The organism is Brevibacterium sp. 2SA (genome assembly GCF_005502845.1).
GTDB lineage: Bacteria > Actinomycetota > Actinomycetes > Actinomycetales > Brevibacteriaceae > Brevibacterium.
Window position 1 is genome coordinate 1 of record NZ_SCMW01000013.1, and the last position, 22,215, is coordinate 22,215.

At 68.2% G+C, this 22,215-nt stretch carries 21 protein-coding genes and 2 pseudogenes; 9 read left to right on the forward strand and 14 right to left on the reverse strand.

Annotation, left to right across the window (positions count from 1 at the left end; translation table 11 throughout):
• From FFS20_RS06995 to smc, 13 genes and pseudogenes are all read right to left on the reverse strand, one after another.
• Positions 1–356, reverse strand: a pseudogene (locus FFS20_RS06995) (ribonuclease HII); the annotation flags it as partial.
• Positions 356–1,057 (reverse strand): signal peptidase I, encoded by a 702-nt coding sequence (gene lepB, locus FFS20_RS07000; RefSeq protein WP_137825200.1) that lies wholly within the window; start codon positions 1,055–1,057, stop codon positions 356–358. The gene lepB (FFS20_RS07000) and the pseudogene FFS20_RS06995, both read right to left, overlap by 1 nt.
• Positions 1,058–1,111: 54 nt before the next feature.
• A complete protein-coding gene (lepB, locus tag FFS20_RS07005; protein ID WP_249356714.1) occupies positions 1,112–1,678 on the reverse strand; it encodes a signal peptidase I in 567 nt (188 codons plus the stop codon).
• Between the two features lie 85 nt (positions 1,679–1,763).
• Positions 1,764–2,105, reverse strand: coding sequence for a 50S ribosomal protein L19 (rplS, locus tag FFS20_RS07010; protein WP_137825202.1), 342 nt, complete (start codon positions 2,103–2,105; stop codon positions 1,764–1,766).
• A 172-nt stretch (positions 2,106–2,277) separates the two neighbouring features.
• Positions 2,278–3,081, reverse strand: coding sequence for a tRNA (guanosine(37)-N1)-methyltransferase TrmD (gene trmD / locus FFS20_RS07015; RefSeq protein ID WP_137825203.1), 804 nt, complete (start codon positions 3,079–3,081; stop codon positions 2,278–2,280).
• Between the two features lie 8 nt (positions 3,082–3,089).
• Complete coding sequence (gene rimM / locus FFS20_RS07020) at positions 3,090–3,590, reverse strand: ribosome maturation factor RimM (protein WP_137825204.1); 501 nt, start codon at positions 3,588–3,590, stop codon at positions 3,090–3,092.
• 142 nt (positions 3,591–3,732) lie between these two features.
• Positions 3,733–3,963: an RNA-binding protein gene (locus FFS20_RS07025; RefSeq protein WP_009378338.1), complete on the reverse strand. Its 231-nt coding sequence runs from the start codon at positions 3,961–3,963 to the stop codon at positions 3,733–3,735.
• 1 nt (position 3,964) lies between these two features.
• Positions 3,965–4,426 carry a 30S ribosomal protein S16 gene (gene rpsP / locus FFS20_RS07030; protein ID WP_137825205.1) on the reverse strand — a complete coding sequence of 154 codons (462 nt, stop codon included), beginning with the start codon at positions 4,424–4,426 and terminating at the stop codon, positions 3,965–3,967.
• 155 nt (positions 4,427–4,581) lie between these two features.
• A complete protein-coding gene (gene ffh / locus FFS20_RS07035; RefSeq protein WP_119296448.1) occupies positions 4,582–6,186 on the reverse strand; it encodes a signal recognition particle protein in 1,605 nt (534 codons plus the stop codon).
• Between the two features lie 212 nt (positions 6,187–6,398).
• The gene (locus FFS20_RS07040; protein ID WP_119296447.1) at positions 6,399–7,619 is read right to left on the reverse strand and encodes an ammonium transporter; all 1,221 of its coding nucleotides are present in this window, start codon (positions 7,617–7,619) and stop codon (positions 6,399–6,401) included.
• Positions 7,620–7,852: 233 nt separating this feature from the next.
• On the reverse strand, positions 7,853–8,995 hold the full coding sequence (gene ftsY / locus FFS20_RS07045) for a signal recognition particle-docking protein FtsY (RefSeq protein WP_119296446.1): 1,143 nt from the start codon (positions 8,993–8,995) through the stop codon (positions 7,853–7,855).
• A gap of 125 nt (positions 8,996–9,120) precedes the next feature.
• Complete coding sequence (locus tag FFS20_RS07050; RefSeq protein WP_009378330.1) at positions 9,121–9,522, reverse strand: hypothetical protein; 402 nt, start codon at positions 9,520–9,522, stop codon at positions 9,121–9,123.
• Between the two features lie 192 nt (positions 9,523–9,714).
• Positions 9,715–13,308 carry a chromosome segregation protein SMC gene (gene smc / locus FFS20_RS07055; RefSeq protein WP_119296466.1) on the reverse strand — a complete coding sequence of 1,198 codons (3,594 nt, stop codon included), beginning with the start codon at positions 13,306–13,308 and terminating at the stop codon, positions 9,715–9,717.
• 177 nt (positions 13,309–13,485) lie between these two features.
• On the opposite strand from smc, the gene FFS20_RS07060 reads away from it, so the two are divergent.
• Complete coding sequence (locus FFS20_RS07060) at positions 13,486–15,375, forward strand: BCCT family transporter (protein WP_137825206.1); 1,890 nt, start codon at positions 13,486–13,488, stop codon at positions 15,373–15,375.
• Between the two features lie 68 nt (positions 15,376–15,443).
• Here FFS20_RS07060 and FFS20_RS07065 read toward each other — a convergent pair whose 3' ends face one another.
• Positions 15,444–15,590, reverse strand: coding sequence for a zinc finger domain-containing protein (locus FFS20_RS07065; protein ID WP_119296444.1), 147 nt, complete (start codon positions 15,588–15,590; stop codon positions 15,444–15,446).
• 600 nt (positions 15,591–16,190) lie between these two features.
• On the opposite strand from FFS20_RS07065, the gene trxB reads away from it, so the two are divergent.
• The 8 genes and pseudogenes from trxB (at position 16,191) to chrA (ending at position 22,171) form a co-directional block, all read left to right on the forward strand.
• Positions 16,191–17,165 carry a thioredoxin-disulfide reductase gene (trxB, locus tag FFS20_RS07070; RefSeq protein ID WP_137825207.1) on the forward strand — a complete coding sequence of 325 codons (975 nt, stop codon included), beginning with the start codon at positions 16,191–16,193 and terminating at the stop codon, positions 17,163–17,165.
• On the forward strand, positions 17,162–17,488 hold the full coding sequence (gene trxA, locus FFS20_RS07075) for a thioredoxin (protein WP_063249033.1): 327 nt from the start codon (positions 17,162–17,164) through the stop codon (positions 17,486–17,488). The genes trxB and trxA overlap by 4 nt, the downstream gene beginning before the upstream one ends.
• Positions 17,485–18,591 carry an ACR3 family arsenite efflux transporter gene (gene arsB, locus FFS20_RS07080; RefSeq protein WP_137825208.1) on the forward strand — a complete coding sequence of 369 codons (1,107 nt, stop codon included), beginning with the start codon at positions 17,485–17,487 and terminating at the stop codon, positions 18,589–18,591. Before trxA ends, arsB begins: the two co-directional genes overlap by 4 nt.
• Positions 18,591–19,583 carry a metalloregulator ArsR/SmtB family transcription factor gene (locus tag FFS20_RS07085; protein WP_137825209.1) on the forward strand — a complete coding sequence of 331 codons (993 nt, stop codon included), beginning with the start codon at positions 18,591–18,593 and terminating at the stop codon, positions 19,581–19,583. The genes arsB and FFS20_RS07085 overlap by 1 nt, the downstream gene beginning before the upstream one ends.
• Positions 19,584–19,598: 15 nt before the next feature.
• A pseudogene (locus tag FFS20_RS18275) lies at positions 19,599–19,997 on the forward strand (arsenate reductase ArsC); the annotation flags it as partial.
• Between the two features lie 42 nt (positions 19,998–20,039).
• Positions 20,040–20,444 (forward strand): low molecular weight phosphatase family protein, encoded by a 405-nt coding sequence (locus tag FFS20_RS18280; RefSeq protein WP_223289987.1) that lies wholly within the window; start codon positions 20,040–20,042, stop codon positions 20,442–20,444.
• 163 nt (positions 20,445–20,607) lie between these two features.
• The gene (locus tag FFS20_RS07095; RefSeq protein WP_009378310.1) at positions 20,608–20,958 is read left to right on the forward strand and encodes a PadR family transcriptional regulator; all 351 of its coding nucleotides are present in this window, start codon (positions 20,608–20,610) and stop codon (positions 20,956–20,958) included.
• The gene (gene chrA / locus FFS20_RS07100; RefSeq protein WP_009378308.1) at positions 20,951–22,171 is read left to right on the forward strand and encodes a chromate efflux transporter; all 1,221 of its coding nucleotides are present in this window, start codon (positions 20,951–20,953) and stop codon (positions 22,169–22,171) included. The genes FFS20_RS07095 and chrA overlap by 8 nt, the downstream gene beginning before the upstream one ends.
• Positions 22,172–22,215 lie beyond the last annotated feature (44 nt).

The window sequence follows — 22,215 nt, forward strand, 5'->3', positions numbered from 1 at the left end:
TCGGCCCGCCCCGACACCTGCTCAAGGGCCCGCCGGGCGGCGAGTCCGAGGGAGAGTGTCATCCCGAGTGCGTCGATCTCCGCCGGCAGCGTCGACCCGACCGCAGTCGCCTGCGCCCAGCCCTGCACTCGCGCGGTGGCGGCCCGCCGGGAGGGAGCATCGAGCTGCTTCGAATCGTGGATGCCCTCGGGCACCGGATGTGCGCACACCTCGGTCAGCGAGAACACGGCGACGCCCACGCTCACGGGACCGGCCAGCGCCCCGCGCCCCACCTCGTCGACGCCGATGACGGTGTCGAAGCCCTCGGCGAGCAGCGCCCTCTCCACCGTGACGTCGTGCAGTCCGCGTGCTGCCATCAGTTGACGGTGATTCCCTGCGGCGCCGGGACGTCGGCGAAGACGTCCGTGGGGTTGGACACCCACGAGAAGTTGCTCAGCGGCCAGTTGATGAGGAAGACGGTGCCGACGACGTTCTCGGCCGGCACGAACGGCTGACCGTCGAGGTGGTAGCGGGAGTCCGCGGAATTGCCGCGATTGTCGCCCATCACCCAGTAGCTGCCCTCGGGCACGGTGACGGAGAACTCCATCTCCGAGGGCTGCGTGCCCGGAGCCAGGTAGGTTTCGTCGATCGGGGTCCCGTTGACGAGGATCCGCCCCTCGGCATCGCAGCATTCGACGGTGTCCCCGCCGACGCCGATGACGCGTTTGATGAGCTGGTTGCCCGCGTCCGAGGGCGCGAGGCCGATGAACTCGAGGAACGGGTTGGGCGCGTACCCGGAGGATTCGGAGCCTGAGAGCCAGTCGTCGGGGTCGTCGAAGACGATGATGTCACCGCGGTTGGCAGGACCGAACTTCGGCGCCAGCTGGTTGACGAGGACCCGGTCGTCGATCTGGAGGGTCTCCATCATCGACCCGGAGGGAATGTAGAAGGACCGAACCACCCACGTCTTGAGCGCCGTGGAGATGAGGAGGGCGATGACGATGATCACCAGGGTCTCGAGGAGTCCGCGGAGGAGCTTTTTGGACGCACGCGGGGAGGGCTGTGGTTCGGAGGACATTCGTTCGCTTTCGCATCGGTGCGCGACCTGCGCGGGCTGGCTGGAACGAGCGTATCAGTCGATCGTCGAGCCGTGCCCGATGACGGGGCCGATGACCCGGTCGAGGGGGATGAAGCCGCCGCCGGGGCGACCGAGCAGCGCCCGCGAGTCCGTGGAGTCGTCGCGGTTGTCGCCCATCACCCACATCGTGTCGGCCGGCACGGCGATGGAGAACGGCACCTGTGAGGCGGGCAGCGGGGCGTAGTCCTCGGTGAGGGGCTCGCCGTTGAGGAGGAGCCGACCCTCGGCATCGCAGCACTCCAGGGTGTCCCCGCCGAGGGCGATGACGCGTTTGACGTAGTAGACGTCGCGACTGCCGACGCCCACCCAGGAGCCGATCTTCTGCAGCGGGGTCGGCAGCGGGTCGTCGATGAAGGAGCCGCGCCCGTCGAAGACGACGATGTCGCCGCGTTCGATCGTGCCGGTCAGCGCGTCCGGGCGCCACACGGTGATCGTGTCGCCGACGGTCAGGGTCGGCTGCATCGATTCGCTGGGAATGGTGAAGCGCTGGACGACGAACCCGCGCACCGAGGCGCCGAGGATGACGATGACGACGGCGATGATGCCGACGATCTTCCACACCCGGGCAGAGACGCGAAAACGCGACCCGGAGGTCGCGTTCTCGTCAGCGTTCTTCACGTTCGCCGGTGCCAGGCAGCTGGGGCGCTCAGGCCTTTTCGCGGATGCGAGCGGCCTTGCCGCGCAGGTTGCGCAGGTAGTACAGCTTCGCGCGGCGGACGTCGCCGCGGGAGAGGACCTCGATCTGCTCGACGATGGGCGAGTGCACCGGGAAGGTGCGCTCGACGCCGACGCCGAAGCTGATCTTGCGGGCGGTGAAGGTCTCGCGGACGCCGTCGCCCTGACGGCGGATGACGACACCCTTGAAGACCTGGATGCGCGAGCGGTTGCCCTCGACCACGCGGACGTGGACGTTGAGGGTGTCACCGGCGCGGAAATCGGGGACGTCGGTCTTCAGCGAGGCTGCATCGACAACATCGAGCTTCTGCATTGTGCTTCTCCTGTGGCCTCTGCTCCAGGTCGAGGACACGCATGTAGGACCGGTGAGAACCGGTATTCGGATCGTCTGTCGGGATCGCTCCCCAGGTGCCGGCCGAGGACTCCGGCCGGCGGCGCGGACATCCGACCCCCTGAAGCAGGCGGATGCCAACAAACGCGACGATCTATTCTGTCACGGCGGGGTCGGAAGACTCAAACCGATCGAGGACCTCGCGGTCGCGTGCACCCAGGTCGTCACGGTCGTCGAGCAGGTCCGGCCTGACCTCGGCGGTGCGTTCGAGACGTCGGTCACGTCGCCACCGGGCGATCGCCGCATGGTTGCCGCTGAGCAGGATCTCCGGCACCGCGCGACCCCGCCAGACCGCCGGCTTCGTATAGATCGGGTACTCGAGGAGACCGTCCTCGTGGCTCTCCTCGGTCAGCGACTCCGGGTTGCCGATGACGCCGGGGATGAGTCGGCTGACGGCTTCGATCATCACCATCGACGCGACCTCGCCGCCGTTGAGGACGTAGTCGCCGATGCTCATCGGCCGCACGTCGAAGTCCTCCTGTGCCCAGTCGAGCACGCGCTGATCGATGCCCTCATAGCGTCCGCACGCGAAGACGAGGTGCTCGGCTGCGCTGAGCTCTTCGGCGATCCGCTGATCGAAGACCTCCCCCGCGGGGCTCGGGACGATGAGGATCGGCTTCGCCGGGCCCGCGCCGAGGCTGCCCGACGTGTCCGCGGACGCGGGCTCTCCGGCCTGCCGGATGTGGTCGAGGGCGAGAGCCCACGGCTCGGCCTTCATCACCATGCCGGCCCCTCCCCCGTACGGGGAGTCGTCGACGGTGTTGTGGCGGTCGAAGGTGAAGTCGCGCAGGTCGTGGACGGTGAGGCCGAGCAGTCCCTGCTCGATGGCCTTGCCGATGAGGGAGAGTCGCAGTCCGGCCAGGTAGTCGGGGAAGATCGAGACGACGTCGATGCGCATGCGCCGGGTCACTCCGCGTCGAGGAGACCGGCGGGCGGGGTGAGCTTGATGCGCCCGGCTTCGATGTCGACGTCGGGGACGATCGCTGCGACGAAGGGCACGAGCACCTCGTGTCCGTCAACATGCCTGAGGTGGAGGAGGTCCTGTGCGGTGCCGTTCGTGACGTCGACGACCTCGCCGACCTGCTCGTCGCCGACGAACGCGGCCAGCCCGATGAGGTCATCGAGGTACCACGCCTCTTCGTCGTCGTCCTCGTCGTCCTGGGGGCTGAGGATGAGCGTGTTGCGGATCTCCTCGGCGCGGGTGCGGTCGGCCACCTCGTCGAAAGTGAGGAGGAGACGGTCACGGTGCCAGCGCGCGGACTTGAGCGTGAGTGCGCCGATGTCGGGCTCGGTGGCGAACGTCGTCCCGGGCACGAGCCGCTCCTCGGGGCGGTCGGTGCGCACCTCGACGGTGAATTCGCCTCTGATCCCGTGCGGCTTGCCCAGCCGGGCGATCACCGTGTCCATGCGTGCTCCTCGTGGTCGTGGGAATGCGTTCTCATCAGCATTCAGTGTAGTTCGCCGCCGTCGTGCCCTCCGCGGACGCGGCGGGTGAATGCCCGAGGGGGACGCCGGCTGCCAGCCGACGTCCCCCTCGTGTGTGGAAGATCTACGCCTCGATGAGGTCCACCCGCACCGACTCACGGCCGGCGAGGGAGTTGATCACGGTGCGCAGGGCCTTCGCGGTGCGACCCGCGCGGCCGATGACCCGACCGAGGTCGTCGGGGTGAACCCGGACCTCGAGCGTCGTCCCGCGCTGGGACGACCGGGATCGAACTGCGACGTCGTCGGGATGATCGACGATGCCGCGAACCAGATGTTCGAGCGAATCTGCCAACATGTCAGGCGTTGTCCTCCGCGGCGACGGCCTCGGCTTCGTACTCCGCCTCGGTCGCCTTGGCGGCGGTGTCCTCAGCCTCGACCTCAGCGGCGTCGGCCTTGCCGGAGCCCTTCTGGGTGATGGCTTCCTTGATCACCGAGTCGGCGTTGGGAGCGACGTAGGCTTCCTTCTCCGGCTGCGGCTTGACGGTGTTGACGGCTTCGCCCTCACCGGTGAACTTCTGCCAGTCGCCGGTCAGCTTGAGGAGGTTGCGGACCTGGTCGGTCGGCTGGGCGCCGACGGAGAGCCAGTACTGCGCGCGCTCCGAGTCGATCTTGATGACCGAGGGGTCGCTGAGCGGCTGGTAGATGCCGATCTCCTCGATCGCGCGACCGTCGCGACGGGTGCGCGAGTCGGCGACGACGACACGGTAGAAGGGTGCATGGACCTTGCCGATGCGGGTCAGACGAATCTTGACTGCCACTGTAGTGGTGTCTCCTTTTGTGTTCTGTTTGCACAGAGGCACCGCACAGTCGTGGGGTTGACGTGGCGGAGTCTGCGACCTGGACTATCGACTCGAGGCAGAAGAGAGGGCCCGCGCCGAGGCGAAAGTACAAGAGATCATTGTGCCAGAAAGGGCTACTTCTTTCCACCTGGGAACATGCCGCCGAATCCCTTCGGCAGCTTCGCGAGATCGAAGTCCTCATCCCCGCCGAGGTCGACGCCGCCGAACGCGGAACCGACCGGGTCCTTCGTCTTCCCCGCCTTCCGCTCCTGGGCGGCCTGGGCCTGCTCGGCGCGCTTGGCCGGGTTGCCCGACTGGCCGGCCTTGCGGCCCTTCTTCTTCCCCGCGGCCTTCTTCTTCCGGTTGGGGCCTCCCCCACCGGGCAGTCCGCCCATTCCGGGCATGCCGACCATCCCGGGCATCCCCGGCATACCGCCGCCGCGGCCCATGCCGCGCATGAGCTTCTGCGCCTGCGTGAAGCGCTCCATGAGCTGGTTGACCGCGGTCACCGTGGTGCCGGCGCCCTTGGCGATGCGGGCGCGACGTGATCCGTTGAGGACCTTCGGGTTGCTGCGCTCGTACGGTGTCATCGATCTCACGATCGCCTCGACCCGGTCGACCTCGCGTTCGTCGAAGTTCTCGATCTGGTCCTTGTACTGGCTCATGCCCGGCATCATGCCGAGCATCTTCTTCATCGAGCCCATCTTCCGCAGACCGGCCATCTGGGTGAGGAAGTCGTTGAGGTCGAAGTCCTCGCCGGACTCGAACTTCTTCTGGAGCTTCGCGGTCTCCTTCTCGTCGAAGTTCTTCTCGGCCTGCTCGATGAGGGTGAGGATGTCGCCCATGTCGAGGATGCGGTCGGCCATCCGGTCGGGGTGGAACGGCTCGAAGTCGGTCATCGACTCACCGGTCGAGGCGAACATGATCGGCTTGCCGGTCACCTCGGCGACCGAGAGCGCGGCACCACCGCGGGAGTCGCCGTCGAGCTTCGAGAGCACGACACCGGTGAAGTCGACGCCCTGAAGGAACGCCTCGGCGGTCGTCACGGCGTCCTGACCGATCATCGCGTCGATGACGAAGAGGACCTCGTCGGGGTTGACCGCCGCGCGGATGTCCGCGGCCTGCTGCATGAGCTCCTCGTCGATGCCGAGGCGGCCCGCGGTGTCGACGATGACGACATCGTGGAGCTTCGACTTCGCGACGTCGATGGCGTCGGTGGCGACCTTGACCGGGTCGCCGACGCCGTTGCCCGGTTCGGGCGCGTAGACGACGGCACCGGCACGCTCACCGACGATCTGGAGCTGGCCCACCGCATTGGGCCGCTGGAGGTCGGCGGCGACGAGCATCGGGCGGTGGCCCTCGGACTTGAGCCAGTGAGCGAGCTTGCCCGCGAGCGTCGTCTTGCCGGCACCCTGGAGGCCGGCGAGCATGATCACCGTCGGCGGGCGCTTGGCGAAGGTCAGCCGCCGCGTCTGTCCGCCGAGGATGCCGACGAGTTCCTCATTGACGATCTTGACGACCTGCTGACCCGGGTTGAGGGCACCCGAGACCTCTTCCGACAGCGCCCGTTCGCGGATCCGCCCCGTGAACGCGCGGACGACGGGCAGCGCCACGTCTGCGTCGAGGAGCGCGCGGCGGATCTCGCGGATGGTGGCATCGACATCGGCTTCCGAGAGCCTGCCCTTGCCGCGGAGATTCTTGAACGTCGCGGTGAGCCTGTCGGAGAGGGAGTTGAACACGTGCAAGCCTTCTTCGTATGCAATGGTCGACTCTCTAGACTAACAACTCCGCCTGGGAGGCTCCGAATCCCGCGGACCCCTTCCCCGACGCCAGAGCACCCCACCCGAGTCGTCTGCTGGGACCTCGGGTGGGGTGGTCTGTGAGCACTCCGGCGTACTCCCCCGTCGAGGCGGCCGGCGAGACCGACCGGCCCCCTGACGGGAGTCTCGGGTCAGCGGAAGGAGTAGGCCCGCTCCGCGTGTTCGATGGTGTCGATGCCGTCGAGTTCGTCGCGCGGATCGATCCGCAGTCCCATGGTCTTCCGCAGCACGAGCGAGATGACGAGGGTGACGGCTCCGGCGTAGACGAGGGCGACGAGGCACGCGACGATCTGGGCGACGAGGAGTCCGAAGCCCCCGCCGTAGAAGAGTCCGGCCGCGGTCTCCTCGGTGGGGATCGCGAAGAACCCGATCATCACCGTGCCGATGATGCCGGCGACGAGGTGGACGGCGACGACGTCGAGCGCGTCGTCGTAGCGCAGGCGGTTCTTCGCGACGACCGCGAAGTAGGCTCCGGCGCCGGCGGCGACGCCGATGAGGATCGCGGCGTAGGGTTCGACGTCGGCGCAGGCGGGGGTGATCGCGACGAGACCGGCGATGAGGCCCGAGACGCTGCCGATGCTGCTCGGACGCGAGGCGCGCAGACGTTCGATGGTGATCCAGGTGATCATGCCGGCGGCAGGAGCGACGAGGGTGTTGACCCAGATGAGGCCTGCCTGCTCGATCGTCGAGGCGGCGCCGCCGTTGAACCCGAACCAGCCGAACCACAGCAGTGCTGCGCCGAGGACGGTGATGGGGATGTTGTGCGGCTTGTGCGGCGTCGAATAGCGGACCCGGCGGCCCATGACGACGACGAGGACGAGGGCGGAGATGCCGGCGTTGATGTGGACGACTGTGCCTCCGGCGAAGTCGATCGCGGCACCGAAGACGCTGCCGATCGCGCCGTCGGCGGTGAGTATCCCATCGCCCCAGACCATGAAGGCGAGCGGGCAGTAGACGAAGGTGACCCAGAGGGCGGCGAAGACGAGCCAGGTGGAGAACTTCGCCCGGTCGGCCACGGCTCCGGCGATGAGGGCGATCGCGATCATTGCGAAGGTCGCACCGAAGCCGATCGAGATGAGCGCCTCAGGTTCACCCGCCACCGCGCCGGAGAGGCCGATCTGGCTGAGCGGGTTGCCGACGATGCCGCCGATCGACTCGCCCGAGCTCAGCCCATAGCCGTAGAGCACCCAGACCAGCGCCCCGACGGCCATCGCCGAGAAGACCATCATCATCATGTTGATGCTCGAGCTGATCCGAGTCATCCCTCCGTAGAAGAAGGCCACACCGGGGGTCATCAGCAGCACGAGCCCCGCGGCGACCATCATCCACACATTCACTGCATCGAGTTCCATGTCGTCGTCTCTCATTCGTCTCAGTCGGCTCCGGTTCGAACCGAACGAGACCAGTCTCGACTGGCGACGTCACGGGAATGATTCGCTTATGTTTCGAGTATGTGACACGGACCTCAGGAGAGGTGGAATCCCAGGTCAGATGTGGTGAATGCAGTCGCGAACTCGTTCTGAAAGCCGTCTCAGCGGCTGGACAGAGGCAGAGTCGCCGCCTCAGTCGAGGGTGCCCGCGGCCGTCAGTCGAGGAGGGCGTCGACGAAGCCCTCGGCCGTGAACGGGGCGAGGTCGTCGGCTCCCTCGCCGAGGCCGATGAGCTTGACCGGGACTCCGAGCTCCCGCTGGACGGCGATGACGATGCCGCCCTTCGCGGTGCCGTCGAGCTTGGTGAGCACGATGCCGGTGATGTCGACCGCCTCGGCGAAGACCTTCGCCTGCTGCATCCCGTTCTGACCGGTCGTCGCATCGAGGACGAGGAGGACCTCGTCGATGTCGTGGCCCTCCCCGAGGGGACGGGTGGCCACGCGCTTGACCTTGCGCAGCTCGTCCATGAGCCCGACCTTGTTCTGCAGGCGCCCGGCGGTGTCGATGAGGACGACGTCGGCGTCCTCGGCCTTGCCCTGCTCGACGGCGGCAAAGGCGACCGAGGCGGGGTCGGCACCCTCCTCGCCGCGGACGGTCTCGACGCCGACACGCGAGCCCCACGTCGTCAGCTGCTCGGCGGCGGCCGCACGGAACGTGTCGGCGGCACCGAGGAGGACGGACTTGTCCTCGGCGACGAGGACGCGGGCGATCTTGCCCACGGTCGTCGTCTTCCCGGCGCCGTTGACGCCGACGACGAGCATGACGGCCGGGTCGCCGGCGGTGTGCGCGGTCGCGAGCTCGCGGTCCATCGTCGGGTCGACGAGCTTGACGAGCTCCTCGCGCAGCAGTCCCCTGACCTCCTCGGGGTCGCGGGTGCCGAGCACCTTGACCCGCTCGCGCAGGGTGTCGACGAGTTCGGCGGTCGGTTCGACGCCGACGTCGGCGAGGATGAGGGTGTCCTCGATCTCCTCCCACGTCGCCTCGTCGAGGGTGTCGCGGGAGAGGAGGTTGAGCAGACCGCGGCCGAGGCCGGAGTTCGACTTCGCGAGCCTCTCGCGCAGCCGGACGAGGCGGCTCGCCGGTTCGGTGGGAACCTCGGAGCCGGCGGCCTTCTCCCTCTCCTTCGTGACGGTCTCGGAGATCTCATCGATCGAGAGCTCGCCGGTGAAGTCGGCGTCGATCGACCGGTCCTCGCCGAGCCCCTTGCGTCGGGCGTTGATGCGCAGGCTGATGCCCAGCGCCACGACGAGGATGAAGACGATGGCTGCGACGATGAGCAGGATGATCGGCTGGTCCATTGCGGGACGTCCTCCTTGGTCTGCTGTCTTGTGCACCGTAACGCGTTACGGTCTGGGCCCCGTGACCGTGCCACGGGCTGGACCGCGCGAGGGCAGGACAGTGCCCACGGCGGTGAGGTGTGGTCTCAGGTGCCGCGGGAGCTGAAGAGCAGACCGGCGGTGGTGCGCCAGCCGGTGCCCGATTCGGGGATCTTCCAGTGGCGGGTGCGCGGCCTGACCGTGAGCAGCGACGGGGCCGCATGGCGGCGCGGCTGGGGCCGGAGCACATAGGAGTGGTCGCGGATCGCGGTGACGGCCGCCTGCTCGCGCGTGGCGAGGTGGGAGGTGCCGTCGTCGTGACCGAAGAACTCGTGGACTTCGTCGTCGTAGCCGGTCCACTGGCCCGGCAGACGGAACCGCTGCACGTCAGAGGAGTACTTCAGGCGGCCTTCCGCCCGCAGCCCGGGGAGAGCGACGAGGAGGACGACGACGAGGGCGAGGGCGAAGGAGATGGCGAGGCCGACGATGACGACGAGAACTGCATTCATGCCGGGCAGTCACCCCGTGGTTCAGCCGACTCGGCCATGGACGTCCCGCTCCTCATGTTCTCCGACAGTGCTCCTTCGTCCGACAAGTCTATAGTCCCTGCACAGGGCATGAGCGATCCGGGGTCGTGTGGCTGCTGGAGAATTCCCTGGGACTCCCCTGAGCATCTCCGGCTCGGAGCCTCCGACGAGACGTCAGTGACCTGCTGGCGCGGACTGCTCGGAATGGGAGGGGATCCGCTGGGAGATCACCTTGGAGACCCCGTCGCCGTGCATCGTCACCCCGTAGAGGGCGTCGGCGATCTCCATCGTCCGCTTCTGGTGGGTGATGACGATGAGCTGACTCGAGTCCTGCAGCTCCCGGAACACCGTGAGCAGGCGGGAGAGGTTGAGGTCGTCGAGGGCGGCCTCGACCTCGTCCATGACGTAGAACGGGCTCGGCCGGGCCTTGAAGATCGCGACGAGCATCGCCACGGCCACGAGCGAGCGCTCCCCTCCGGAGAGCAGCGACAGCCGCTTGACCTTCTTCCCCGCGGGCCTCGCGTGGACGTCGACGCCGGTGGTGAGCATGTCGTCGGGGTCGGTGAGGCTCAATCGTCCCTCACCGCCGGGGAAGAGACGGGAGAAGATGTCCTCGAACTCGCGCGCGGTGTCGGCGTAGGCCTCGGCGAAGACGCGTTCGACGTGACGGTCGACCTCCTCGACGAGCTGCATGAGGTCCTTGCGGGAGGATTCGATGTCGGCGATCTGCTTCTCGAGGAACTGGTGGCGCTCCTTGAGCGCTTCGTACTCCTCGAGCGCGAGCGGGTTGACGGTGCCGATCCGGTTGAGCTGCTTCGTCGCCTCCTTGTGCCGCTTCTCGACCTCGGCGCGGACGTAGGGCCGCTCCTCCTCGCCGTCTTCGAACCCGGGAACGGGGGTGTCGGGGCCGTAGGCCTCGATAAGGCGCTCGATCGAGAGCCCCGTCTCCTGTTCGGCGCGGTGCTCGATCTCCTCGAGCTTGAGCCTGTACCTCTCCTTCGCGAGTTCGGCTTCGGCGGCGGCGTCCTTGAGCCTGCCGAGTTCCTTCCGCGTCGTGCTCAGCTCCTCGCCGAGGCGGCCCTTCTCCTCCCGCAGGCCCGCGCGCTCGGTGACGAGGACCTCGATGGACTCCCCGAGCTCGGCCACCGTGGCGGTCGCCAGCGCCGCCGCCTCCTCGGCGACCTCGGCGATCGCCTGCGCCGAGGCGGCCGCGGTGGTCTTGCGGGCGATCGTCCGCTGGGCCTGCTCGCGGGCCGCCTCCTCGGCGGTGGCCTGGCGCAGCAGGGAGTCGACGCGGTCGCGGAGGAACCTCGCTCGGTCGGTCGCGGACTTATGGGCGATGCGAGTCTCGATGACGTCCTCGGAGGTCTGGGAGACCTGCCGGCTGAGGTCGTCGCGGCGGGTGGTGTCGACGACCTCGTCGACGTCCTCGACTCCGGCCAGTGCCGCCTCGGCGGCGTCGGCCTCCTGCCGGGAGGCGGCGAGTCGGCGGTGGAGTTCTGCGTCGTTGTCGGCGGCCCGGGCCAGCCGGGTCTCGTCGGCGCTGATCTCCCCGGCGATGCGGGAGACCTCCTCGGCGGCGGCCATGATCTGCGCGTCGGAGGAGTGGAGGGCCTCGAGTGCTGCGGCGGTGACGGGCTTCGCCTCGGCGAGCTCGGCCTCGGTGGCGGTGATCTCCGCGTCGAGTCCGGCCACGCTCGCTTCGAGGCCGGCGATCGTCTCCTCGGTCTCGGCGAGCGCCGTCTGGGAGGCGAGCCTCGTGCCCGAGGCGGTGCGGGTCCGGCTCACCCGGGTCGAGGTGATGACCTCGCCGTGGAGGGTGACTGCGGTGAGCTGCGGGTGCGCGTCGACGACGGCGAGCGCGGCGGCCGCATCCGGGTTGCAGACGACGGAGGAGAGGGCGGACTTGACGAGCCCCTCGAGGTCGGGATCGTCGGCACCGACGACGTCGGCGAGGCGCGTCGCCTCCGGTGCGTGGTCTCCGCCCTTGCCGGATCCCCCCGCCGAGGCGGTCGCCTCAGCGAGCCCCGGCGCACCGTCGGGTTCGGGGCGGGGTCCGCTCGGGATCGTCAGGGAGACGTTCGTGTCCTCGCCGAGGTGGTCGAGCACCGTGAGCGCGGCCTGCGGGGAGTCGACGATGACGCCGCTGACCGTCGACGACAGGGCGGCGGCCACGGCCATCTCATAGCCGGTGGTCACGGTCAGCCGCTCGGTCACGGCGGTCCGCACGCCGGGCAGTCCGGAGGAGACGATGTCGTCGAGGTCGGCCTCGAGCGCGGTGCCCAGGGCCAGCGCCTCCGCTCGGGCCCGGGCGGAGGCGAGCTCCGAGCTCGCGTCGGCGCGCCTGGCCTTCTGCTCGGCGAGCGCGTCTTCGAGCGCGGTCTGGGCGGCCTTCGCCGTCTCGTAGGTCTCATCGAGGGTGCTCTCGCCCTCTTCGACGTTCTCGACCGCGTCTTCGGCCACGGTGAGTGCTTCACGGCGGTCGGCAATGCGGGCTTCGATCGTCGTGATCTCGGTGCGCCCGGCCTCGATCCGGGATTCGAGGTCGGTGATGCGGGCCTGTGCCTGCTCCTGGCGGGAGTGGAGGGTCGAGCGGTTCTTCACCGCCTCGGTGATGGCGATCTGCGCGGACTTCACCTCGGCCTCGGCCTCCCGCAGGGCCGCGGTGAGCTCCTCCTTGCGGGTGTTCGCGGCCTCGAGGGCGGTCGTCGATGCGGTGACGGCCTCCTCGGCGGCGCCGAGTTCGTCGCTGATGCCGTCGGCCTGGCTGCGCAGCTCGGCGGGTGAGCGTCCCTCCCGGCGGCCGAGGCTCGTGACCTCGGAGAGGAGGTGGGCGCGCTTGTCTCCGGCGCGGCTGGCCAGGCCGCTGGCGCGCACGGCCTGGGTCTGGGTGCGGGACTCCGCGGTGCGCATCGCTTCGAGGTCGCCCTCGACGGTGGTCAGGCGGGTCTCGATCTCGTTCAGCCGGGATTCCGTCTGCGTGCGGCGGGCTTCGAGGTCGGCGATCCGCTCGGTGTGGTCGCCACCCCCGTCGGAGGCGGCGAAGAGGGAGGCCTGGAGGCGCACGGCATCGTCGGCCAGCAGCCGGGCGGTGGCATCGCGAAGGGTGGCCTGGACGGTGGCGGCCCGGGCGGCGGCCTGGGCTTGGCGTCCGAGCGGTCCGAGCTGCCGGTTGAGTTCGGTGCGCAGATCGCCGAGGCGGTCGAGGTTCGTCTGCAGGCCGGTGAGCTTGCGGACGGCCTTGTCCTTGCGGCGGCGGTGCTTGAGGACGCCGGCGGCCTCCTCGATGAAGCTGCGGCGCTCGATGGGGTCGGCATGGAGGATCGCGTCGAGGCGGCCCTGGCCGACGATGACGTGCATCTCCTTGCCGAGGCCGGAGTCGTTGAGGAGCTCCTGGATGTCGAGGAGGCGGGCGGGTGCCCCGTTGACGGCGTATTCACTGCCACCGGTGCGGAAGAGGGTGCGGGAGATCGTCACCTCGGTGTAGTCGACGGGGATGGCTCCGTCGGAGTTGTCGATGGTCAGGGTCACCTCGGCGCGGCCGAGGGCCTGGCGCTTCGAGGTGCCGGCGAAGATGACGTCGTCCATCTTCCCGCCGCGCAGGTTCTTCGCGCCTTGTTCGCCCATCACCCAGGACAGCGCGTCGACGACGTTGGACTTGCCTGATCCGTTGGGACCGACGACGCAGGTGATGCCCGGCTCGAACTTCAGGGTCGTGGCCGAGGCGAAGGATTTGAATCCGCGCAGGGTCAGGCTTTTGAGATGCATCGTGCCCTTAAGCATAGCGGGATTGCGGGCATCGCGCCGCTCACCCTGTTGCCCACGTCACACATTTTGGTAGTCTGCCTCTCACGTCGCCTATCCGGTGCCGCCTGCATAAGCTCCACCGCCGTCGAGACCAAGGAAGGATCGCCGCACAGAGGCGCAGTCGCGGCAACCGAAACCATGAGCGATTCCCCCGACGAGTCCACGACCACCTCGGCGACGAACGGCTTCGACAGGACCCGCGAACTCATCACCCACCTGCAGAACCCGCCGACGAAGAAGCGCTATCTGCGCCGGATCGGACTCGACAAGACCGTCTTCTTCACCGCCGGCTTCATCGCCGTCGCCTTCGTCGTCTGGGGGTTCATCTCGCCTGAGAGCCTCGGCGTCGTCGCCGGTGCCGCGCTGACCGGGGTGATGGACAACTTCGGGTGGCTCTTCGTCATCGCCGCCACCGTGTTCACGATCTTCGTCATCGTCGTCGCCGTCAGCCGCTTCGGCCGGATACCGCTCGGCAAAGACGGCGAGACCCCGGAGTTCCGGACCTCCTCGTGGATCGCGATGATGTTCGCGACCGGCATGGGCATCGGCCTCGTCTTCTCCGGTGTGGGCGAGCCCCTCTTCTTCTACATGTCTCCCCCACCGGCGACCGTCGACGGATCGACCGCCGAGGCGATGGGCACAGCCATGGGCACGACGCTCTTCCACTGGACCCTCTACCCGTGGGCGATGTACGCGATCGTCGGCCTCGGCGTCGCCTACGGGTCGTTCCGGCTCGGACGCTCGCAGCTCTTCTCCTCGATGTTCACCCCGCTCTTCGGTGAGCACGTCGTCAACGGCATCGGCGGGAAGATCATCAACATCCTCGCGATCCTCGCCACCCTCTTCGGCTCCGCGTGCTCGCTCGGGCTCGGCGCGATCCAGATCGGCGGCGGCATCGAGACGGCCGGCATCCTCCCCGACGTCTCCTCCCCGATCCTCGTCATCATCATCGCGATCCTCACCGCGGCGTTCGTCGCCTCGGCGGTCTCCGGGGTGGAGAAGGGCATCCAGTGGCTGTCGAACATCAATATGGTCCTCGCCGTCATCGTCGCCCTCATCGTCTTCATCGGCGGGCCGACCCTGTTCATCCTCAACGTCGTCCCCTCCGCCGTCGGGTCGTTCATCGAGGATCTGCCGCAGATGGCCTCGCGGACGGCAGCGAACGGAGTCGGCGTCAACGAATGGCTCTCGTCGTGGACGGTCTTCTACTGGGCATGGTGGATCTCGTGGTCGCCCTTCGTCGGCCTCTTCATCGCCCGCATCTCCCGCGGTAGGACCGTGCGCCAGTTCGTCACCGGCGTCCTCATCGTCCCCTCGGTCGTCTCGACGATCTGGTTCGCGATCTTCGGCGGCGGTGCCATCGGCATCCAGGAGCGCGCGGAACGCGGTGAGGGCACGGTCAGGGCGCTCGCGAGCATCGTCGACGGTGAACCGGACATCAAGATGGACACGATCCTCTTCGACCTCCTCGGCGCGCTTCCCCTGCCCAATCTCATCGCGATCATCCTCATGATCGTCACCGTCATCCTCATCGCGATCTTCTTCGTCACCGGTGCCGACTCCGCGTCGATCGTCATGGGCACGCTCTCGGCCAACGGTGCGCTCGAGCCGGGCCGGCGGCTCGTCATCTTCTGGGGTGTCGCGACGGGTGCGGTGGCCGCCGTCATGCTCCTGGCCGGGGGCAGTGACCCCGCCGAGGCGCTCAACGGGCTGAAGAACATTACGATCGTCTCCGCGCTGCCGTTCGTCATCGTCATGCTCCTCCTCTGCGTCGCGCTGTGGAAGGACCTCTGTCAGGATCCGCTGGTCATCCAACGGGAGCTCGCGACCCACCTGCTCGACCAGTCCGTGGCCACCGGCGTCAACGAGTACGACGGTCAGGCCTTCGGTCTGGCGACCTCGGAGCTCAGTCACGTCCCGACCGACGGGGACGGGTCGGACGGCTCAGACGGTTCGGACCGTGTGGGGGCCGGCCGGGGTCGGGAAGGGCGGGGACGCTTCCCCGCCGATCGGGCACGAGCCCGATGATCCCGACGCCGAGGCGGACGGTCGTCGATCGTGAACCTCCCCCTGCCGTGAGGTGAGCGCACGTCAGCTCACCGGTACCGCGGCACCTTCTGGCAGGTGGGGCAGAAGTGGGTGCCGCGTCCGCCGACGGTGAGCTTGACGATCTCGCCGCCGCAGCGCACGCACTCCTGGCCGCCGCGACCGTAGACGAGCAGCGCCCGATCGAAGTATCCCAACTTCCCACGATAGATACATTGAAAAACTGGGAGTCTCTAATGGGGCGTTTTCGCTGGTCAGAGGCTACTTCACTACGAAGTGACGTACGGACGACGTGCGTTGCCTACACACCAGAGTACGGCCTCAAGACTTCAACATGCCAACGGCGCGGTCGAATGTATAACCGGGCATCCGCGACCGTGCGCACAGGACTCCTCCGCCATCGAGGATGGGCACTGCGTCACCTATGACGCACTCCCGGTCACCCTTGCTTCTTCTTTTGGCGTCCTGTTCGAGCTAGTGGTCCGTGAAGACCTTGGCGATGGACGTCGTCCGCTCCCGCGTCAGAGGCGGCGCGGTCCGGACATTGGCCCACTCCCCTCGCTCCACTGAGTTCAAGGGAAAGGTCCGATCTGTGCGTGGGCTGCGCCATGCGGCCACCTGGTGCAGGAACGCGGTGCGTCATCCGGATTTGAGGGCGTAGGCGCATCCAATGCACGCCGCCATGCGGCCGCTCCAACCCTGGCGGGTGCGTGGTGCGGCGACATCCAAGGTGAACATCGAGTGAACCCTCATGTGCCAGCTTGACCCATTGATTCGACATCCTTCAATATAGAAACATGTCGAATCAAGATACTGAGTTGGTCATCGTCGGATCGGGCCCTGCCGGATACACTGCCGCGGTCTACGCGGCGCGAGCAGGCCTCGGCCCAGTGTTGATCGCCGGTTCGGTCACGGCCGGCGGCGCGCTGATGACGACGACCGAGGTGGAGAACTTCCCCGGCTTCGTGGACGGCGTCCAGGGACCGGAGCTGATGGAGGCGATGCGTGCGCAGGCCGAGCGCTTCGGTGCCGAGATCGTCTATGACGTTGCGATCCGCCTCAGCCTCGACGACGGCGTGAAGATGGTCGAGACCGGGAATGGCGTGACGTATCGAGCCCGCGCGGTGATCCTGACGATGGGCTCGGCCTACCGGAAGCTCGGCCTCCCCGAGGAGGATCGTTTGTCCGGGCACGGCGTTTCCTGGTGCGCCACCTGCGACGGCTTCTTCTTCCGAGATCAGCAGATCGCTGTGGTCGGTGGCGGAGACTCCGCGATGGAGGAGGCCTTGTTCCTCACCCGGTTCGCTTCGAAGGTGACCGTGGTCCACCGGCGTGACGAGTTCCGGGCGTCGAAGATCATGGCCCAGCGCCTCATGGAGCACCCGAAGGTCGAGGTGGCATGGAACAGCGAGGTCGCCGAGATCCTCGGCGACGAGCGAGTGACCGGGTTGCGGCTGCGCGACACCACCAGCGGGGCCGAGCGCGCTCTCGACGTCACCGGGGTATTCGTCGCGATCGGGCACGATCCGCGCTCCGAACTCGTGGCCGGTCAGGTCGGCATCGATTCCGACGGCTATGTACAGGTGGCCCACCCGTCGACGCGGACTAGCCTGCCGGGCGTCTTCGCGGCCGGCGATCTGGTGGATCACACGTACCGGCAGGCGATCACCGCCGCCGGCACCGGCTGCGCCGCCGCGCAGGACGCCCAGCACTACCTGTCGAATCTTGCTCCTGCTACCCACGCGGAGCCCGTCCTGGAGGTCTCCGCATGAGCACCATTGCCCACGTCACCGACTCCACTTTCCAAGCCGAGGTGACTGAGTCGGAACTACCTGTCATCGTCGACATCTGGGCCACCTGGTGCGGGCCGTGCAAGGCGATCGCTCCGATTCTGGACCAGCTCGCCGAGGAGTACGACGGTCGTGCCCGAATCGTCAAGGTGGACGCCGACCAGAACCCGGAGACCGTGACAGCAGCCGGGGTGACATCCATCCCGACCCTCGCCTTCTACAAGGGCGGAGAACGGGTCGATGTGCTGATCGGCGCGCATCCGAAGCCTGCCATCGCCGCGAAGCTCGAGGAGCTGCTCGCATGACCGCCGCATCCACTGCTACTGCCCGCATCGCGCCGAAACGGCTCTCCACGCTCGACAAGTGGCTGCCGCTGTGGATCGGCCTCGCCATGGTCGCGGGACTCCTTCTAGGCCGATTCCTCCCTGCACTGTCAGACCTGCTGAGCCATCTGGAGGTCGGCGGGATCTCGGTCCCGATCGGGCTCGGGCTGCTGGTGATGATGTACCCGGTGCTCGCGAAGGTCCGCTACGACAAGGTCGCCGCCGTCACCGGCGACAAGAAGCTGCTGGCCTCCTCGCTTGTGCTGAACTGGCTGGTCGGCCCCGCCGTGATGTTCGCCCTCGCGTGGATCTTCCTGCCAGACCTGCCCGAGTACCGCACCGGCCTCATCGTCGTGGGCCTCGCGCGCTGCATCGCCATGGTCGTGATCTGGAACGACCTCGCCTGCGGCGACCGCGAGGCGACCGCGGTGCTCGTGGCGATCAACTCGGTGTTCCAGGTCGTGATGTTCTCCGTGCTCGGCTGGTTCTACCTGACGGTGCTGCCCGGCTGGCTGGGCCTGGATGCTCAGGGGCTGGAGGTCTCGGTCTGGCAGATCACGCTGAACGTGCTGGTGTTCCTCGGCGTGCCGCTCGTCGCGGGCTTCGCCTCGCGATGGATCGGCGAGAAGCGGCGCGGACGGGATTGGTACGAGGAGAAGTTCATCCCGAAGGTCGGTCCCTGGGCCCTCTACGGCCTGCTTTTCACCATCGTGCTGCTGTTCGCCCTGCAGGGAGACGCGGTGCTGGGCAAGCCGCTGGACGTCGCACGGATCGCGCTGCCGCTGCTGGTGTACTTCGGCCTGATGTGGTTCGCCGGGCTCCTGCTCGGCAAGGGCATCGGCCTCGGCTACGCGCGGTCGACGACCCTGGCCTTCACCGCGGCGGGCAACAACTTCGAGCTCGCGATCGCCGTCGCGATCGGCACCTTCGGGGCGGCGTCCGGCCAGGCGCTGGCAGGCGTCGTCGGGCCCCTCATCGAGGTCCCTGTCCTGGTGGGGCTCGTCTACGTCTCGCTCTGGGCCGCCCGCGCATGGTTCCGCACAGACCCGTACGCCGCTGAAACCATCACTGAATCGAGGACATGATGAGCGAGGACATCCTGCTGCCCGAGCCGTGCGCGCCGACAGCGTCGCACGCGATCAGCACTGAGGTCGCGGCCACGGTCGCGAGCGCGTTGAAGGCGCTGGGCGACCCCTTCCGGCTGCGGATGCTCTCGGCGATCGCGGCAGACCCGCGCGGAGAGTCCTGCGTGTGCGACCTCGCCGAGCTCGCCGAGGTCTCCCAGCCCACGGTCTCCCACCACCTGAAGGTCCTCAAGAACGTGGGCCTGTTGGACGCCGAACGCCGCGGCACCTGGGTCTGGTACCGCATCAACCCGGCACGCCGTTCGGCGGTGACCGCACTGCTGGACGCCTTCGCGCCGGCGGCCATCGCCGAGGCAGCGCCCGAGGCACTGCCTGACGAGGACCCTGCGGACACGGACGCGCAGATCGCCCATCTCGCCGCGGACCTCGCGGCCGCGACCCCGGCCCTGCCGCCCGAGACCGTAACTGGCATCGTGCGGGAGTCCTACGCCGCACTGGCCCGCAGCGCGAAGATCACCCGCTACATCGTGCCGCTGACCGAACGGTTCGCGAGGCAGCGCCTGGCCGACCTCACCCGCGACCGCGAGAGCGCCGCACCCCAGTTGCTGTTCGTCTGCGTCGCGAACGCCGGCCGCTCCCAGCTCGCCGCCGCCCTGGTCAGCCGGCTCTCCGGCGGACGGGTGATCGCCCGCTCGGCCGGATCTACCCCGGCCGCGGACGTGCACCCGCACGTCAGGTCCCTGCTCGCGGAGATAGAGGGAGACGACGCATCTCAGCGCTTCCCGAAGCCGCTCACCGACGACGCCGTGCGCGCCGCCGACGTGGTCGTGACCATGGGATGCGGCGATGTGTGCCCGGTCATCCCCGGAGTCCGCTACGAGGACTGGGCCGTGGGAGACCCGGCCCTCGCCTCGCCCGAGGGCATCGCGGCCATCCGCGACGACATCGAATCCCGTGTCCGCAAGCTGCTCGACACGCTCCTCACCGACTGAAACCGAAGGAACCTCATGACCGACCAGAAGCCCTCCGTCCTGTTCGTCTGCGTCCACAACGCCGGACGCTCCCAGATGGCCGCCGGCTACCTCCGCGACCTCGCCGGCCACCGCATCGAGGTCCGCTCCGCAGGATCGATGCCCGCCGACCAGATCAACCCGATCGCGGTCGAGGCCATGCGCGAAGAGGGCATCGACATCACCGCCGAGCAGCCCAAGGTCCTCACGACCGAGGCCGTGCAGGACTCCGACGTCGTGATCACCATGGGCTGCGGCGACGCCTGCCCGTTCTTCCCCGGCAAGCGCTACGAGGACTGGAAGCTCGAGGACCCGGCAGGGCAGGGCATCGAGGCGGTCCGGCCCATCCGCGACGAGATCCGCTCGCGCATCGAAGCGCTCATCGAGGAACTGCTCCCCCCGGCCGCCCCGCAGCAGCAGGACGAGCGCCAGCCTTCGGTGCTGTTCGTCTGCAAGAAGAACGGCGGGAAGTCCCAGATGGCCGCCGCGCTCATGCGCAAGCTCGCCGGCGACGCCGTCCAAGTCCACTCCGCGGGCACGGCCCCGGGGTCCGAGCTCAACGCCATGTCCGCCGCGTCCGTCTCCGAGGTCGGGGCGAGCATGGACGGCGAGCACCCGAAGCCGATCGACCCGGGCCTCCTGCTTTCCGTGGACCGCGTCGTCGTCGTCGGCGAGGAAGCCGTGGTCGAGCCCGTGCCGGGAATGGCCGGGGTCCTCGAGACCTGGGTGATCGACGAGCCGTCGACGCGGGGCATCGAGGGCGAGGATCGGATGCGCCTGATCCGTGATGAGATCTTCGGGAAGGTCCGCGAGCTCGCCACGGAGCTCGCATCTGAAGACTGAGCGAACCTCTGCAAGAACGAAAGGCGTTCGCTCGCGCTGCTGGGGATCGAACTTTCTCGCACCGGAGCAGAAGCCCCCGCCGTCTCGTGACACTTCAGCTGTTCGTTGAATCATCGAGACAGGCGACTCCGAGTCCTTGACTCACTATCTGTAGTCGATATCGATGCACGTTGCTGACATGGAGTCCAACGACGACGCTTCGACGGAGTTCGAGCACCACGACCTATTGTCCGGGCTCGTGCGCATGCACGTCCTGCACCACGCAGCGCAGGAGGAGATCTACGGGGCGTGGATGATCGAGGAGCTCGCAGGCCATGGCTACCGGCTTTCGCCCGGGACGCTATACCCGATGCTGCGCCGGATGGTCGCCGACGGATATCTGACCATGCGCTCCGAGCGCGACGGACGCACGGTGCGCAAGTACTACTCCGTCACCGACAAGGGACGCGAAGGGCTCGCCCAAGCGCGGGAGCGCGTCCAGATCTTCACCCGAGAGGAACCCGAACATGACTGATGCCGTGTCCGCACCGACGAGAGCCGTGGGAGGCTCCGCCTGGGAGGTGTTCCGCGTCTTCCTCAGGCTCGGCGTCACCTCCTTCGGCGGACCGATCGCGCACCTGGGCTACTTCCGCACCGAGGCCGTCGAGCGCCGGAAGTGGCTGGACGACAGGGAGTACGCCGACCTCGTCGCGCTCTGCCAGTTCCTGCCGGGCCCCGCGTCGAGCCAGGTCGGGTTCGCGATCGGCATGCACCGCGCCGGGGCCCTCGGCGCGCTGGCGGCGTTCCTCGCCTTTACGTTGCCATCGGCGGCGCTGATGGTCGCGTTCGCCTACGGGGCGTCGCTGTTCACCGGCCCCGTCGCCGAGGGACTGCTCATCGGGCTGAAGATAGTCGCGGTCGCCATCGTCGCCCAGGCGGTCCTGGGGATGGCGAAGAGCCTGGCTCCCGACAGGCAGCGCGCGTCGATCGCAGCCGTCGCCGCGGCCGCGGCCCTGCTGCTGGCCGGATCGTCAGGGCAGGTCATCGCGATCGCGCTCGGCGCGGTCGCCGGGTACTTCTTCTGCCGTGCTGCGAGCATGGCGACCGGCGGGGCGCTGCACTTCCCCGTCCGGCGCGGCGTCGGCGCAGCGAGCCTGGTCCTGTTCGGGATCCTGCTGCTCGGCCTGCCAGTGGCAGTGATCGCGACGGGCTCAGGAGGTCTAGCGCTCTTCGACGCCTTTTACCGCGCGGGCTCCCTGGTCTTCGGCGGCGGGCATGTCGTCCTGCCGCTGCTCCAGTCCGGAGTCGTCGAGACCGGGTGGGTGGGCGACCAGCAGTTCCTGGCCGGCTACGGTGCTGCGCAGGCGGTGCCCGGGCCGCTGTTCACCTTCGCCGCGTTCCTGGGCACGGCATCGACCACTGGGCCCGGCGGAGTCCTCGGAGCGGCGATCGCCCTTGTCGCCGTCTTCCTGCCCGGATTCCTGCTCCTGGTCGGCGTGCTGCCGTTCTGGAACTCGCTGCGCCAGCGCCCCTGGGCCCAGGCCGTGATGCGCGGAGCCAACGCCGCGGTCGTCGGTATCCTCGCCGCAGCCCTGTACTCCCCGGTGTTCTCCACCGCGATCACCGGCCCCGGCCCGTTCGCTCTCGCGCTGGTCTGCTTCGTGCTCCTGATCGCGTGGAAGCTGCCGCCGTGGGTCGTCGTGATCGTCGGCGCTGCTGGAGGAGTGCTGCTCTCGCTCGTGCCCTGAACGGACAGCTTGTGTCGTCCGCGGGAGCCCTGAGCACTTTCTCC

What these genes read in the sequence shown, in the direction of transcription:
- lepB (WP_137825200.1), bottom strand. Translation starts at nt 1,057, where the DNA reads ATGTCCTCCGAACCACAGCCCTCCCCGCGTGCGTCCAAAAAGCTCCTC.
- rplS (WP_137825202.1), bottom strand. Translation starts at nt 2,105, where the DNA reads ATGCAGAAGCTCGATGTTGTCGATGCAGCCTCGCTGAAGACCGACGTC.
- trmD (WP_137825203.1), bottom strand. Translation starts at nt 3,081, where the DNA reads ATGCGCATCGACGTCGTCTCGATCTTCCCCGACTACCTGGCCGGACTG.
- rimM (WP_137825204.1), bottom strand. Translation starts at nt 3,590, where the DNA reads ATGGACACGGTGATCGCCCGGCTGGGCAAGCCGCACGGGATCAGAGGC.
- FFS20_RS07025 (WP_009378338.1), bottom strand. Translation starts at nt 3,963, where the DNA reads ATGTTGGCAGATTCGCTCGAACATCTGGTTCGCGGCATCGTCGATCAT.
- FFS20_RS07040 (WP_119296447.1), bottom strand. Translation starts at nt 7,619, where the DNA reads ATGGAACTCGATGCAGTGAATGTGTGGATGATGGTCGCCGCGGGGCTC.
- ftsY (WP_119296446.1), bottom strand. Translation starts at nt 8,995, where the DNA reads ATGGACCAGCCGATCATCCTGCTCATCGTCGCAGCCATCGTCTTCATC.
- FFS20_RS07050 (WP_009378330.1), bottom strand. Translation starts at nt 9,522, where the DNA reads ATGAATGCAGTTCTCGTCGTCATCGTCGGCCTCGCCATCTCCTTCGCC.
- smc (WP_119296466.1), bottom strand. Translation starts at nt 13,308, where the DNA reads ATGCATCTCAAAAGCCTGACCCTGCGCGGATTCAAATCCTTCGCCTCG.
- FFS20_RS07060 (WP_137825206.1), top strand. Translation starts at nt 13,486, where the DNA reads ATGAGCGATTCCCCCGACGAGTCCACGACCACCTCGGCGACGAACGGC.
- trxB (WP_137825207.1), top strand. Translation starts at nt 16,191, where the DNA reads ATGTCGAATCAAGATACTGAGTTGGTCATCGTCGGATCGGGCCCTGCC.
- trxA (WP_063249033.1), top strand. Translation starts at nt 17,162, where the DNA reads ATGAGCACCATTGCCCACGTCACCGACTCCACTTTCCAAGCCGAGGTG.
- arsB (WP_137825208.1), top strand. Translation starts at nt 17,485, where the DNA reads ATGACCGCCGCATCCACTGCTACTGCCCGCATCGCGCCGAAACGGCTC.
- FFS20_RS07085 (WP_137825209.1), top strand. Translation starts at nt 18,591, where the DNA reads ATGAGCGAGGACATCCTGCTGCCCGAGCCGTGCGCGCCGACAGCGTCG.
- FFS20_RS07095 (WP_009378310.1), top strand. Translation starts at nt 20,608, where the DNA reads ATGCACGTTGCTGACATGGAGTCCAACGACGACGCTTCGACGGAGTTC.
- chrA (WP_009378308.1), top strand. Translation starts at nt 20,951, where the DNA reads ATGACTGATGCCGTGTCCGCACCGACGAGAGCCGTGGGAGGCTCCGCC.